The sequence below is a fragment of the Psychromonas aquimarina ATCC BAA-1526 genome (assembly GCF_000428725.1).
In the GTDB taxonomy this organism is placed as follows: Bacteria; Pseudomonadota; Gammaproteobacteria; order Enterobacterales; family Psychromonadaceae; genus Psychromonas; species Psychromonas aquimarina.
The window spans coordinates 321761-335461 of record NZ_KE386793.1; the positions used below are offsets into that span (position 1 = coordinate 321761).

Genomic DNA, 13701 nt, shown 5'->3' on the forward strand with positions numbered 1-13701 from the left:
GAGAAGTGCGAACGGCTGACAGATGAAGTTCTCTATGCTGACAACCTGTCTGCCGTTAAGCGGACCTGTTATGAATAGCTGAGCTAGACTGCAGGTGAGCACTTACTTTTTCTGTGCGCATAAAAAAGTTATATGTGGAGTAACATCATAACTAATGCAGTATATGGTGTTACTCTGTTTGTTTTAAACCGGATAATGTTTGTATCCCAGCTGCTGTGATATATTTCTGCACGCCTGGTGCAGCAGTTCAACATAGTAGGAAAGGCGTTTTTCATCAAAACGTATGGTGGGAAAAGAGATCGATAAACCGGCAGTGACATTACCAAAGCGGTCGTAAATCGGTGCCGCGATACAGCGTAAACCCGGCTCCTGCTCTTCGTTATCTTCTGCGAAATGCTGCTTTTTAACCTGTGTCAGTTCTGACAGCAGCTGTTCGGTATTTTCTAAGGTTTTTTCCGTGTGCTTAATAAACTCGACCGGTGCTAACTGGGCGCGTACAAACTCTTCCTGTTTTTCTGCCAGCAGAACTTTACCGATTGCTGTGCTGTACAGTGGATTTCGGCGTCCTATTTTTGACTGCATACGCAGATTATAACCAGAATCAATTTTGTGGATATAGATAATCGCATTTTCGTCGAGCATTCCCAGGTGCAGGGCTTCATTAGTCTGCTCTGAAATATGGCGCATCTCTTTGTCGGCAAGAGCGATAAGGTCGACATACTCCAATGATTTTGATCCTAACTCAAATAGTTTCAGGGTCAGTGAATATTTGTCTGCTTCACCATCCTGAGATACATAACCAAGCATTTTCATGGTTTGTAAAAAGCGGTAAGTGGTACTTTTGGACATCATCAGACGCTGTGACAGTTCTGTTATGCCGATATCTTCCTGTTCACCAAGCGCTTCCAGAATCGCAAATACTTTCATCACCGAAGAAACGGCTTCCGGCTGGTTGGGTTTGTCCATGAGTGATACCTTTTCTGCTGCTTTATAGAATAATATTTTTATTATAAACACAAAAAATACCGCTCGGCTATTTTTTTAAAAAGGTGTTTCATAAATTTCAAAAAAGCAGAGTTTAAGATTTGTTGAATTTGAATTGATGTAAATATATTTTTGAAACGTTGTTTTAAAAATAATTGCCAGGCGTTTTTTTTACTGTTACTGTATATCCAACTTAAGCAGCTTAATAAAAACAAACAGCTGATATTCGAGACTAGCGGAGAAAATATTATGATTTTAAATTCTTTTAATTTGCAGGGTAAAGTAGCGGTTGTAACAGGCTGTGATACGGGCTTAGGTCAGGGCATGGCTTTAGGTTTAGCCCAGGCTGGTTGTGATATCGTTGGTGTTAATATTGTTGAGCCGTCAGAAACCATTGAAAAAATTGAAGCGACAGGGCGTAAGTTTATTGATATCCGTGCCAACCTGATGAAACTTGATGATATCCCAATGATTGTAGAGCGCAGCGTTGCTGAACTGGGAAAAATTGATGTTTTAGTGAACAATGCGGGAATTATTCGTCGTAATGATGCCATCGATTTTTCTGAGCAGGACTGGGATGACGTGATGAATATCAACAGTAAATCTGTTTTCTTCTTATCTCAAGCTGTTGCTAAACAGTTTATAGAGCAGGGCGGCGGCGGAAAAATTGTTAATGTTGCTTCTATGCTGTCTTATCAGGGCGGTATTCGTGTACCTTCTTATACCTCATCAAAAAGTGCGGTGATGGGCATTACCCGTGCCATGGCGAATGAGTGGGCTGAGCACGGAGTGAATGTAAATGCGATTGCACCTGGTTATATGGCAACCAATAATACTGCCGCACTACGTGCTGATGAAACTCGTAATAATGACATTGTGGGGCGTATTCCTGCAGACCGCTGGGGAACGCCTGAAGATGTAGCCGGCCCCTGCGTGTTTTTAGCATCGGCGGCCGCTGATTATATTAACGGTTATACCATTGCTGTTGACGGCGGCTGGCTGTCACGCTGATTAAGGCATCAGCTTTCAGGAGATAATGTGACATATATATTTGAATTACCCTTTGCACAATGGTTAGGTCTGCTTAGTTTTGCTTTAGGTATTATCGCTTTTAGTCAGAAAAATGACCGCAGTTTAAAAATTGTGATGCTGATTTTAAATATTAATCATATGTTTCATTATCTCTTTTTGGGCTCCTTTATTTCAGCGCTTAGCGCTTTGCTTGGAGCTGTACGCACGGGCACTTCGATTTATACATCATCTGCCTATGCCGCGCTGTTTTTTGTCGGCGCTGGGATTTTAAGCGGTTTTTGGGCCGCTGACTCCCTGCTCGATCTGCTGCCGGTTCTGGGCGGGATTATCGGTACTGTATCGGTATTTATGCTGCAGGGCATTAAGATGCGTATCGGTTTTCTGCTTGGTGCGCTGTGCTGGTTAATTAACAATATTGTGGTCGGCTCAATCGGCGGAGTTATGCTGGAAAGCACTTTGATCAGTGTTAATTTACTGACTATTTACCGCCTTTACGGTGAGGGCAAAGCAGATTACGCCGTTGAGAAATAATATTTAGCAAATAATTTAAAAACTATAATTGGAGAAATTTACATGAAAATCGCATTAATGATGGAAAACAGCCAGGCGGGTAAAAATGCAGCTGTATTAAATGAACTGAACGCTGTTGCTTCTGAGAAAGGTTACCCGGTGTTTAATGTCGGTATGTCTGATGAGAATGATCATCACCTGACTTATGTTCATTTAGGCATTATGGCCAGTATTCTGATTAATTCTAAAGCGGTTGATTTTATTATAACCGGATGCGGTACAGGTCAAGGTGCAATGATGTCGCTTAATCTGCACCCGGGTGTTGTCTGCGGCTACTGTATTGATCCGACAGATGCCTTTTTATTTGCGCAGATCAATAACGGCAATGCATTAGCTTTAGCTTACGCTAAAGGTTTCGGCTGGGCCGGTGAGTTAAATGTTCGGTATATTTTTGAAAAGGCATTCTCAGGTGAGAAAGGTCAGGGTTACCCGGTTGAGCGTAAAGCTCCTCAGGTTGCTAATGCTGCTATTTTGAGTGAAGTAAAAGCCGCGGTTAATAAAGATAACTACCTTGATACGCTGCGCAGTATTGATTCTGAGCTGCTTAAAACGGCAGTCAGCGGCGGACGTTTTCAGGAGTGTTTCTTTGAAAACTGTCAGGAACCGGAAATTGCTGAATATGTACGTCAGGTTTTAGCGTAAAACTTATGTCCCAGCCACTTTTGCGGCATTTTTTACATCTGTTAAGGAGATAAATAATGAAAGCGGATCGTATTGCAGTTATTGGTGAATGCATGGTGGAACTGCAGAAAAGCGGTGCATTATATAAACCGGGTTTTGGCGGAGACACATTAAATACGGCTGTTTATTTATCCCGCCTTAGCAGCGCAGAGCAGATCATTACATCCTATGTTACCGGTATTGGTGTCGACAGTTTCAGCCAGAGTATGTTTGATGCCTGGATTGAAGAAGGGCTTAATGTCGATTTAGTGCACCGCTGTGACGCTAAACTGCCCGGTTTATATGCTATTGAGACAGCTGCTGACGGCGAGCGGACTTTTCAGTACTGGCGTAATGATTCAGCCGCACGAGGCTGGCTGCTGGAAAGTGATATTGAGCTGCTGACTGCGCAGCTGAAAGAGCATCAGCTTATCTATTTAAGCGGTATCAGTCTGGCTATATTAACAGATGAGTGTCGGGAAATTTTATTTGAGCTGCTTCAAGAGTGTAAAAACTCAGGAGTTTTAATCGCTTTTGACAATAATTACCGTCCTTCGCTGTGGCCCGGGCCGCGGCAGGCTCAGGAGTTCTACCAGCGTATATTAAAACTGACCAGTATTGCGTTTATTACTTTTGACGATGAAGTTTTACTTTATGGCGATACCTGTGAGCTGCAGGCGATTGAGCGCAGCCGTGAGCTGGGCGTGGATGAAATTGTTATTAAACGCGGCGCCGATGACTGTATTGTGGTCAAAGGTCAAGAGCAGATATCGGTACCGGCAGCAGTGCTGGGGGCCGATAAAATAATCGACACAACTGCCGCCGGAGATTCTTTTAGTGCCGGTTATTTAGCAAAACGTCTTTCAGGCGGTGATATCAGCGAGTCGGCCGCTGCCGGACACCGCCTGGCGGCTGAAGTTATCCAGCATCCCGGCGCGCTTATTGATAAACACTATATGCCGTCAATTTAACTATTTAATTTAAAGAGAATATTATGAAAACTATTAATCAGCGTTTAAGTGAAATTAAAATCGTACCTGTTATTGCGATTAAAGATGCAGGCAAAGCAGCTAAGCTGGCACAGGTATTAGTGGAAAACGGTCTGCCTTGTGCTGAGGTGACTTTTAGAACAGCCGCCGCCGCGCAGGCAATTAAAAATATGCGCGAGGCGTATCCTGATATGCTGATCGGCTCCGGTACTGTATTAACCACGGAGCAGGTTGACCAGTCAATTGATGCCGGTGTGGATTTTGTCGTCAGCCCTGGTTTTAACCCTACCACGGTTAAATATTGTCAGCAGCGCGGCATCACTATTATCCCTGGTGTTAATACACCAAGTCTAGTGGAGCAGGCGATGGAGATGGGGCTTGATACGCTTAAGTTTTTCCCTGCTGGACCTTCCGGCGGCGTTAATATGCTGAAAGCCTTAAGCGCTGTTTATCCGGTTAGTTTTATGCCGACGGGCGGTGTGAATCCTGAGAATGTCAATGATTATCTGGCTGTTTCATCAGTACTTGCCTGCGGCGGTACCTGGATGATTCCGACAGATCTTATTGATAATGAAGAGTGGGAAAATCTTGCTTCATTAATTGCACAGGTAGCTTCCATTTTAAAATAATTAAAAACCAGGTCCGCAGCGGCATACAGCCTCTGCGGACAGGCCTGCTCATATTATCCCCTGACTCCTGCATTTTTGTTAAAAAATTGAACTACAGCAAAGTGTTATAGACTTTCTATGTACCTCTGTATAGGAAAGGTGCAGATTAGTGCTCTATGGTATTAATACACAACAGACACTTATATTTTAAGGATCCGTTAATGTTTGTAGAGTCACTTATTTTCTCCTTTTCAGTTACCGGCCCGATCTGCTTGATGCTGTGTCTCGGCTGGTTATTAAAACGTATCCATTTAATTAACGAAGCTTTTGTTGAAACGGCTTCAAAACTGGTTTATCAGGTGACCCTGCCGGCATTATTATTTTTAAGTATCGTTAATGCGGATAAAGATACGCAGATTAATATTAATTATATAAGCTATTCGCTTGCGGCTAACTTACTGTTTTTCCTTTTGTGTATTGTTTTAATTAAGTTTTTTATAAAAGATAAACAAGACCACGGGGTTATAATACAGGGCAGTTTTCGTGCTAATACAGCAATTATCGGTTTAGCTTATGCCGCTAATGTGTACGGAGATTCCGGCGTGGCACTGGCGGCTGTTTATGTTGCTTTTGTGACAGTGTTATACAATATTCTAGCAGTGATTGTTTTAACGCAGGGACAGGCCGGCATTTGTACCAGACGGATTGTTGATCTCCTCTGTTCAATCTGTAAGAACCCGTTGATTATCAGCATTTTTATCGGTGTTATCTGTTTCAGCTTAGCGGTTCGTATCCCGCCGGTTATGATCCAGACCGGACAATATTTTGCTGATATGACGCTGCCTTTAGCGCTGCTCTGTACCGGCGCCTCACTGAATTTAAAAGAGTTACAAAGCAGCCGCAGCAGCGCCTGGTTTGCCGCTGGTTTAAAACTTGTATTAGCACCGCTGTTAATTACCGGCAGTGCTTATCTGTTAGGCTTTTCTGAGATGGAGATCGGCCTGCTGTTTTTTATGAGCGGCGCACCAGCCGCCGCCGCCAGTTATGTGATGGCACGATCAATGGGCGGCAATGCAAATTTAGCTGCTAATATTATTGCCGTAACTACTGCGGGATCACTGCTCAGCTGCAGTATCGGTATCTCCCTGCTTTATACTCTGGATATTATGTAGAAAGGTTTCTGGGAGCATAAAAATATGCTGCATTCAAAATCAAGTAGACAGCCCCAACCTCCAATGTAAAAAGTAGCAGGCCCCAATCTGCGAGACATGTTGAACAATTAACTAAGCAAACGATATATTTATCATATGCTGAAAAAAATATCTTTTTAACTCTGCTCTGTATTGATAAACTCAGGTGCTGCTATGCAAATTATATGAAATAAATTATTAAATTAAGACTTGAGTGCGTCAGCGCGGTTTGTCTGAAATGGAATTTATATTTTAAATAAGGACTGAAAATAGTATGCACTGTTTTCAGATTTACCAGCCCTCAGTCTGCGCTTTTAATTCAAGTAAATTATTAGAAGAAGTTATACCAGTTCCATTAATTAAATGCTCTATTTAGGCGTAGGAAAAATTGATGAAAGCAAGGCGTTGATTGCAGTAACTAGTTATTCTAATTATAAAATCAAGAACGAAGCTAGCATCCATTTTAACCAGCATAAATAAATAGAAAATTAGTGGATTTGGTATTATTACAGCACGTTATAGTGCTGCGGTTTTTGTTATTTCGTCTACTGCCGCTGAACCCGGCATTAAGAACAAATTAATAAGTGAGGAACTGCCGTTGACTAGTTTATTTTTTAAAACTTCACCACAATTTGAATCCCGTGCTCAGGCATCGCTGCTTGGGCTGGCACTTGGTGATGCGCTCGGTACCACATTAGAGTTTAAAAACAAAGACAGTTACCAGCCGTTAAGCGATATGGTCGGCGGCGGTCCGTTTAATCTCAAAGCGGGTGAATGGACGGATGATACCTCAATGGCACTGTGTTTAGCAGACAGCCTGCTTGCGAAGGGCAGACACTGCCCCGCGGATCAGATGGATCGTTACCTGCGCTGGAAAGAATCGGGTGAGAATTCGGTAACCGGCAGCTGTTTTGATATCGGTAATACTGTTGCACAGGCCTTAAGCCGTTACCAGAAAAACGGCAATGCGAATGCCGGTTCAAGCGAAGAAAATTCAGCCGGGAACGGCAGTCTGATGCGTCTTGCTCCGGTCGCCATTTTTTACAGTGCGGCTAAAGGCGTGACAATTGAAACGGCTGTGCAGATGGCGGCAGAAAGCTCAATAACGACCCATGCAGAAGTGCGCTGTATTGAAGCCTGTCAGGTTACCGCCTGGCTTTTATACCATCTGTTTGCTGAAACTTATGCGGACAAAAATGCTTTATTTGCCGCGCTGCAGAAAAACTATCCGCTTCCGTTATCTTCTGATATAAGCGCTGTTGTTCAGGGAAGTTTTATTAATAAAACCCGTGAACAAATCTACGGCAGCGGTTTTGTTGTGCAGTCACTTGAAGCCGCACTGTGGTGTTTTGCGCACAGTGACAACTTCGAACAGGGGGCATTATTAGCTGCAAATCTTGGTGATGATGCCGATACGACTGCGGCGGTTTTCGGACAGATTGCCGGTGCCTATTACGACTTAAACGGTTTACCTGAGCACTGGTTAGAAAAGTTAGCCTGGTATGCAAAACTGCTGCAGAGCGCAGAACTGCTGGCCGCCTGTCCGCTGCATTCGCACAGCGCCGCGTTTATCCGCGAGGCAGACAAACAGCAGGAAAAGCTGTTAGCCTGCGGTGCAGAGAAGCTCGGCCATGAGTTTACTGCTTGTCTTTATCCGGCATTTTATGATTATGGATTCATCCTCAACTGGGACTGGAGCAGTGAGGAGCTGCCGGGATATGCACAGCATGTGGAACTGTATGGTGAAGATAATCTTGAGTTATGGTTAGCACAGGCCGATTATATTACCTGTCTGAAATTTATAACCCGTGCAGTGCGCGGCGATCGTTTTTGTAACGGCCTGTTGACCAGTATGAGCGAGGCGGGATCAATTACTGCCTGGTTGAGGCGGCTAACCGAGCTGACAGATATGTACCAGGGCGGGATAAATTATTCCCTGCATTCAGGTGATACCAAACAGCTGCTGTTTATCGGAGATGTGCATGGTCAGTATAAAAAACTTAATGACCTGTTAACATACGCCGGTTTTGTCGAACATGATCCGCAAAGCGCGTTCAGCAGGGCCAAAGTGGTGTTTGTTGGTGATCTTATAGATAACCAGAATGATCCGGGTGCCGATCATCTCAATACCTTAAAGCAGGTTAAACGCCTGTGTGATACCGGACTTGCCTGCTGCGTAATGGGCAATCATGAATTTAACGCTGTCGGCTGGACATTAAAAAAACGCGCGGACAAGCAGGGGAACAGCACCTGGGCACGGGCGCATTCAGATAAAAATCAGCGCCAGCATGCATTGTTTTTAGAACAGACTGCAGAAGACTCTGCGCAGCATAAGAAATGGATTAACTGGTTTAAAACGCTGCCTTTGTTTATGGACTTCGGCGAAGTACGCTGTATTCATGCCTGCTGGAAGCAGCAGACAATAACCCGTTTACTGCCCTATCTAAATGCCGATAACAGTTTAAAAGAACGCCACTGGAATGATGCTTTTGATCCCGCTCATGAGCTTTATGAACTGTGCGAAACCCTGCTTAAAGGGCCTGAAATAAAACTGCCGCCGGGACACCGCTTTATTGATAAGGGCGGCTGTGAACGCAGCCGCATCCGTGTGTCCTGGTGGCAGGAACAAAGCCAAACCTATCGCGGTGCTGCACAGGTTGCACAGGATCAGCTGGCGAATATTCCCGAGCAGGATCTTCCAGGTCTGCTGCACAATGAATCTCAGACGCGGCCTGTGGTTGTCGGTCATTATACGCTGAGCGGGATGCCGCAGGTGCTTAGTGATAAAGTCGTTTGTGTTGATTATAATGCGGCAGAGCAGGAGGGGGATTTAGTCGGCTATCTATTTGATTTAAATGAGCATCATGGGGAAATGTCCGGGCGTGTAACTAATGAAAATTTCATTTATGTTAATCAGCCTGTACTGGGGCAAATGACAGAGTCGGGTATTCATTTGTTAATAAAAAACTGTGTCAGTGAACTGCCCGCTTTTGATCCCGGTAATTTAGATAACCGGACGAAACGTTTCTGCGAACAGGTCAGCAGCATTTTATATAAAGACTGGGATCCGGTCGGTATATACGGGGAAGCGGGTTATGAAGCTGAATATTCAGTTTACGAGCAGGATGTTGTCCGCCTGGGCATGTTTGCCGATAAAGAGATGCTGGCGGGATATTTATGCCTGACGCAGACTTACCTTATCGGACGCGAACTGGAAAAAGGTAAAAATAACTGCGCACGGGTTGCGCATAAAATTAAAGCACTGCTGCAGGATAATTTCGCCGCTAATTTTAATCCCATGACTCAAGGGGGAGAAGCTGGATAGTTTTGCAGCGCTGTAATTCGATAAGCCAGGGCAAGCTGGTTCAGCATTCCTTTGCTGTTAAAACAGTTTAACTTACAAATTGCGCCTTGCTGATCTGCAGGGCGCTTCTAACTGACTGCCGCTGTATTAAGCGGTCGTTTCTTTTCCTGGTCTGTATGTTTAATCTTCTTATTTATGGCTGTTTCCTGCACATTAACAAGCTGAAGCTTGATGACTGGCAGAATAAACGTATGCTCTTTAGTTATAAATCAATGAGGCAAACCTTATGGCTCATGACTGTTTCTTAACAGATAATCAAATATTAGCTGTCTGCAGTTTTAAAATATAAGATTGAGCAGCAAAAAGAATTTGTGGTGGAAGAGTTTATGCAAGATAAAAAATTAAGTAGAGATGAACTGCTGCTTAAAATTAACGAGCTGCAGAGCGTGTTAAATAACGTTGGTGCGTATATATATACCAAAGATATAAATGGTTATTATACGTTTACCAATCAGTTACTGCTTAATCTTTTTAATAAAACCAGTGATCAGGTTATCGGCAGAGATGCCAGCCACTTTTTTGATTTCTCATTTTCAGACACGCTGCGCCGCAATGATCAGCGGGTAATGCGCGAAAATATTACCCTGGAGACAGAAGAGTCAAACTACGTTAAAGCGCTTGCTGAAAGCAGAATTTTTAAAACCATAAAAAAGCCGCTGCATAATGCTCAGGGAGAAGTTATCGGTATGTGCGGTATCTCCACTGATATCACCGAGCAGAAAAAATATGAAATGATTATTAAAGAGCAGAGGCAGTTATTAGATGCCGTGCTGGATAATGTTGATTCTCATATTTACATGAAAGATCACCTGCGCACTTATAGATATGTTAACCGTAAAGTTGCGGATCTGTTCGGGCTTCCGGTAGAAGAAATTATTGGCAAAAAAGATATAGAAATATTAGCGCAGGAGACTGCTGATAACTTTTGGATTTCGGATAAACAGGTGCTGGACAGTAATCAGAAACAAAGCTGTGAACAAGTATTGAATGATGAAAATGATAAACCGCGTCATTATATGACGGTAAAAATGCCTTATCAGATTAATGAAAGTACACCTGCAGTGATTGGTTTTTCTACTGATATTACCGAGTTATACCAGCTGAAAGAAGAACTGCAGAAACAGGCGAATACGGATTCACTGACCGGCTTGAATAACCACCGTTTTTTTATTGAAAATGCGCAGCGGGAGTATCACCGTGCCGGACGTTATCAGTTAGCTTTAACGGTTATGACACTGGATATCGATAATTTTAAATTTATTAATGATAACTACGGGCACCCGGCAGGTGACCAGGTATTAACTGTATTAAGTAATAGTCTTTTATCTATTGTGCGTTTTGAAGATGTGCCGGCACGGACCGGTGGAGAAGAGTTTTCAATTTTACTGCCGGAAACCGATATTCACAAAGCCGGGATACTGGCAGAAAGAATCCGCTCTGAGCTGCAGCACCTGAAAATAACCGGGAGCTGGGCGGGAGAAATAAAAATGACGGTAAGTATAGGTATTGCGGCTTTGAAAGAGACTGACAGCAGTTTTGCGGCACTCTTTTCAAGAGCAGATAAAGCCTTATATAAAGCCAAACAGCAGGGAAAAAACCGGGTTTGTACCAGCGCCTAGAAACAAAAACAAAAGACGGTGATCACTATTAATGATGCTGTCTGAGGTTTTGTGCTAGCTGCGCGGTAGTTTATCAGGCTGGTCTTTTAAAAAGACGAATAATTCTAAAGATGGAAATTAAAACCTAATAAAGGGGGTAATAACGGGACAGCTGCACTATTGGTGTCACGCTTTGCGTGAACCGGCAACTGTTAATGCCCGTTATATTAGTAATATCTGTAAGTGTTAGCTGCAACTGATGATACAGAACGTGGAGATGATGCTTCGTAGTTATTAGTATTAGCGAAACCAGCTACTTTCTTGATAATTGTAAACATATTGAACCTCATTGATTTAAAAAATTTTATTGTTGATAATTATGTTCGAGGTAGATCCTCATCACATGCCGAGTATAATAACGGCGAAAAAATGTGATGTCAATCACGCATTTCAATTAAATCAAAAATTATATAAATCCACTGAGCGATGAATTTAGATAAAGATCATGACCGTATGATACGGCAGTTATTGACGGGATTTAAAAAGTGAAAGTATAAGGATATACCTGTTGATATCAGCAGCGGCAGCTGCGCAGAACAGCAGCTCTTTTTCTGCCAAATTTTTTCTTGCCCGGATTCAAAACACCTCTATAATGTCCGGCCCCGACAAGGGCTGCAATCGAATAAACTGTGCTTTTAGCCGTTGATTGTAACGTCTGGGAATAAAATTTAATCCGCGGGTTCCCTCACCCCGCCAAAGTTAATTAGTCATTAAAAAGGTCACAATATGTTAATGTTAACAACCGATCAAATTCGTCGTGCACTGCTGGTGCTGGCGGGCTTTCATATATTAATTATCTGTGCCAGTAATTATCTGGTCCAGCTTCCGTTTCAAATCTTCGGATTTCATACTACATGGGGTGCCTTCAGCTTCCCGTTTGTGTATCTGGCAACGGATCTTACCGTAAGAATATTCGGCCAGGATGCCGCCAGACGAATCATTCTTAAAGCTATGTTCCCGGCACTGCTGATCTCCTATGTGATGGGCGTTGTTTTCCATCAGGGCGGTTTTCAGGGACTCGATTCATTGTCTGAATTTAATAATTTTGTTTTCCGCATCGCTTTTGCCAGCTTCGCCGCTTATCTGGTCGGTCAGTTAATGGATATTACGGTTTTTTCTAAATTAAGGAAAACCCGCTCCTGGTGGGTGGCTCCAGCCGCATCAACGCTGATAGGTAATTTAGTGGACACCTTAGTATTCTTCTCATTAGCGTTTTATGCATCTAATGACAGCTTTATGGCGGCGCACTGGCCGGAAATTGCCAGTGTCGATTATGGATTTAAACTGATCGTAAGTTTAGGTCTGTTTTTACCGGCTTACGGCGTGCTTTTGAAAGTGCTGGAGCAGAGGTTAGTCAAGCTGCCAGGGCAGCAGAGCCTGGCTTAAACTGTTTTGGATCTGGTTTTCTGCGTTTGAATGCAGAAAATCAGATTTTCGCCTGAAGCAGAAGATTCTCGTTTATTAACATTTTTTAGGGACTATTATGAAAATTATGCAGGTTGGCTGGGTAGATGTATGTGCTTACGGTGACTGGTTAAATCCCGAAGCAGCTTTAAAATTTGCTTCGGGCGGTTACACGCATATTGAGTTTCAGGGGGAAATCATCAAGTGTGAGCTGAGCTATGCCGATGACAATACTCCGTTAGTAGGTCTAGGCCGAGAGAGCTGACAAACCTCCGTTAACCGGCGCTTCATCTATTACTTCTTTATCTCTAAAATCAATCTGTTAAGCAATATTTTTTGTAGAATACCTGTTCTCGGTGATGCTTTGCATTGTGCTTCTGTTATTATGCCCTAAAGATAATAATTCTAAAAAGGAACCTTTCATGAGTACATTCTCTGTTAATTCTAAAACCATGCATTACCTGGATAAAGGGCAAGGGCCGGTACTGCTTTTCGGGCACAGCTACCTGTGGGATAGTGAAATGTGGGCGCCTCAGGTAGAGGCTTTAAGTAAACATTACCGCTGTATTGTTCCTGATTTGTGGAGTCATGGCCAGTCAGATGCCGCACCCGGCGAGACGCGGAATCTGGCGGATTATGCGCAGGATCTGTTAAGTCTGATGGATCACCTGGAAATTGACACATTTTCAGTTATTGGTTTGTCGGTCGGCGGTATGTGGGGAGCTGAGTTAACCCTGTCAGCACCGGAGCGTGTTAAAGCATTAGTGCTGATGGATACCTTTATCGGGCTTGAGCCGCAGGTAACCCATCATAAATATTTTGCCATGCTGGATATGATAAGTTCGGTGCGGCAGGTACCGGAGCCTTTAATTGAGCAGATAACACCGCTGTTCTTTGCCCGTGATGTAGAGCAGGAGAACCCTCAGCTGGTGAACCGCTTTAAAAAAGGGCTGCAGGGAATTACCGGGCAGCAGGCTGTCGATGTGGCTCAAATCGGACGTATGGTATTCGGCCGTCGGGATCTTTTTGACGAGGTTGAAAAGCTGACACTACCGACGTTAATTATGACCGGTATGCAGGATATTCCCCGTCCGCCGTTAGAAGCACAGCTGATGCAGGATGCTATTTGCGGCAGCCGCCTGATGCTGATACCTGATGCCGGCCATATATCTAATCTGGAACAGCCTGAGTTTGTGACCGAAAAACTTTCTGAGTTTTTACAAAGCGTTTACGGCTGATAAT

12 protein-coding genes are annotated in these 13701 nt (G+C 43.6%); 11 read left to right on the forward strand and 1 reads right to left on the reverse strand.

The window, feature by feature from the left end; genetic code table 11:
* Positions 1–183: 183 nt before the first annotated feature.
* A complete protein-coding gene (gene kdgR / locus G337_RS0124845; RefSeq protein ID WP_028866243.1) occupies positions 184–966 on the reverse strand; it encodes a DNA-binding transcriptional regulator KdgR in 783 nt (260 codons plus the stop codon).
* A 267-nt stretch (positions 967–1233) separates the two neighbouring features.
* Between kdgR and kduD the strand changes: the two genes are divergently transcribed.
* The 11 genes from kduD to G337_RS0124905 all read left to right on the forward strand — a co-directional run bounded on the left by kduD (position 1234) and on the right by G337_RS0124905 (position 13697).
* Positions 1234–1995: a 2-dehydro-3-deoxy-D-gluconate 5-dehydrogenase KduD gene (gene kduD, locus G337_RS0124850; protein ID WP_028866244.1), complete on the forward strand. Its 762-nt coding sequence runs from the start codon at positions 1234–1236 to the stop codon at positions 1993–1995.
* A 27-nt stretch (positions 1996–2022) separates the two neighbouring features.
* Entirely contained in the window at positions 2023–2547 is a 525-nt protein-coding gene (locus G337_RS0124855; protein WP_028866245.1) for a YgjV family protein, read from the forward strand.
* 42 nt (positions 2548–2589) lie between these two features.
* The gene (locus G337_RS0124860; protein WP_028866246.1) at positions 2590–3228 is read left to right on the forward strand and encodes an RpiB/LacA/LacB family sugar-phosphate isomerase; all 639 of its coding nucleotides are present in this window, start codon (positions 2590–2592) and stop codon (positions 3226–3228) included.
* Positions 3229–3284: 56 nt separating this feature from the next.
* A complete protein-coding gene (gene kdgK / locus G337_RS0124865) occupies positions 3285–4217 on the forward strand; it encodes a 2-dehydro-3-deoxygluconokinase (protein ID WP_028866247.1) in 933 nt (310 codons plus the stop codon).
* Between the two features lie 23 nt (positions 4218–4240).
* On the forward strand, positions 4241–4864 hold the full coding sequence (locus tag G337_RS0124870) for a bifunctional 4-hydroxy-2-oxoglutarate aldolase/2-dehydro-3-deoxy-phosphogluconate aldolase (RefSeq protein ID WP_028866248.1): 624 nt from the start codon (positions 4241–4243) through the stop codon (positions 4862–4864).
* Between the two features lie 200 nt (positions 4865–5064).
* Positions 5065–6015, forward strand: a complete 951-nt coding sequence (locus G337_RS0124875) for an AEC family transporter (protein WP_028866249.1) — start codon at positions 5065–5067, stop codon at positions 6013–6015.
* A 616-nt stretch (positions 6016–6631) separates the two neighbouring features.
* On the forward strand, positions 6632–9358 hold the full coding sequence (locus G337_RS28500) for an ADP-ribosylglycohydrolase family protein (protein WP_084605630.1): 2727 nt from the start codon (positions 6632–6634) through the stop codon (positions 9356–9358).
* A gap of 365 nt (positions 9359–9723) precedes the next feature.
* Positions 9724–11016: a sensor domain-containing diguanylate cyclase gene (locus G337_RS0124890; RefSeq protein WP_028866250.1), complete on the forward strand. Its 1293-nt coding sequence runs from the start codon at positions 9724–9726 to the stop codon at positions 11014–11016.
* A gap of 765 nt (positions 11017–11781) precedes the next feature.
* Positions 11782–12441: a 7-cyano-7-deazaguanine/7-aminomethyl-7-deazaguanine transporter gene (locus tag G337_RS0124895; RefSeq protein ID WP_028866251.1), complete on the forward strand. Its 660-nt coding sequence runs from the start codon at positions 11782–11784 to the stop codon at positions 12439–12441.
* 97 nt (positions 12442–12538) lie between these two features.
* The gene (locus G337_RS0124900) at positions 12539–12724 is read left to right on the forward strand and encodes a hypothetical protein (RefSeq protein ID WP_028866252.1); all 186 of its coding nucleotides are present in this window, start codon (positions 12539–12541) and stop codon (positions 12722–12724) included.
* A gap of 157 nt (positions 12725–12881) precedes the next feature.
* Positions 12882–13697 (forward strand): alpha/beta fold hydrolase, encoded by an 816-nt coding sequence (locus G337_RS0124905; protein WP_028866253.1) that lies wholly within the window; start codon positions 12882–12884, stop codon positions 13695–13697.
* Positions 13698–13701: the final 4 nt, after the last annotated feature.

What these genes read in the sequence shown, in the direction of transcription:
- kdgK (WP_028866247.1), top strand. Translation starts at nt 3,285, where the DNA reads ATGAAAGCGGATCGTATTGCAGTTATTGGTGAATGCATGGTGGAACTG.
- G337_RS0124875 (WP_028866249.1), top strand. Translation starts at nt 5,065, where the DNA reads ATGTTTGTAGAGTCACTTATTTTCTCCTTTTCAGTTACCGGCCCGATC.
- G337_RS0124900 (WP_028866252.1), top strand. Translation starts at nt 12,539, where the DNA reads ATGAAAATTATGCAGGTTGGCTGGGTAGATGTATGTGCTTACGGTGAC.
- G337_RS0124860 (WP_028866246.1), top strand. Translation starts at nt 2,590, where the DNA reads ATGAAAATCGCATTAATGATGGAAAACAGCCAGGCGGGTAAAAATGCA.
- G337_RS0124905 (WP_028866253.1), top strand. Translation starts at nt 12,882, where the DNA reads ATGAGTACATTCTCTGTTAATTCTAAAACCATGCATTACCTGGATAAA.
- G337_RS0124890 (WP_028866250.1), top strand. Translation starts at nt 9,724, where the DNA reads ATGCAAGATAAAAAATTAAGTAGAGATGAACTGCTGCTTAAAATTAAC.
- kduD (WP_028866244.1), top strand. Translation starts at nt 1,234, where the DNA reads ATGATTTTAAATTCTTTTAATTTGCAGGGTAAAGTAGCGGTTGTAACA.
- kdgR (WP_028866243.1), bottom strand. Translation starts at nt 966, where the DNA reads ATGGACAAACCCAACCAGCCGGAAGCCGTTTCTTCGGTGATGAAAGTA.
- G337_RS0124895 (WP_028866251.1), top strand. Translation starts at nt 11,782, where the DNA reads ATGTTAATGTTAACAACCGATCAAATTCGTCGTGCACTGCTGGTGCTG.
- G337_RS0124870 (WP_028866248.1), top strand. Translation starts at nt 4,241, where the DNA reads ATGAAAACTATTAATCAGCGTTTAAGTGAAATTAAAATCGTACCTGTT.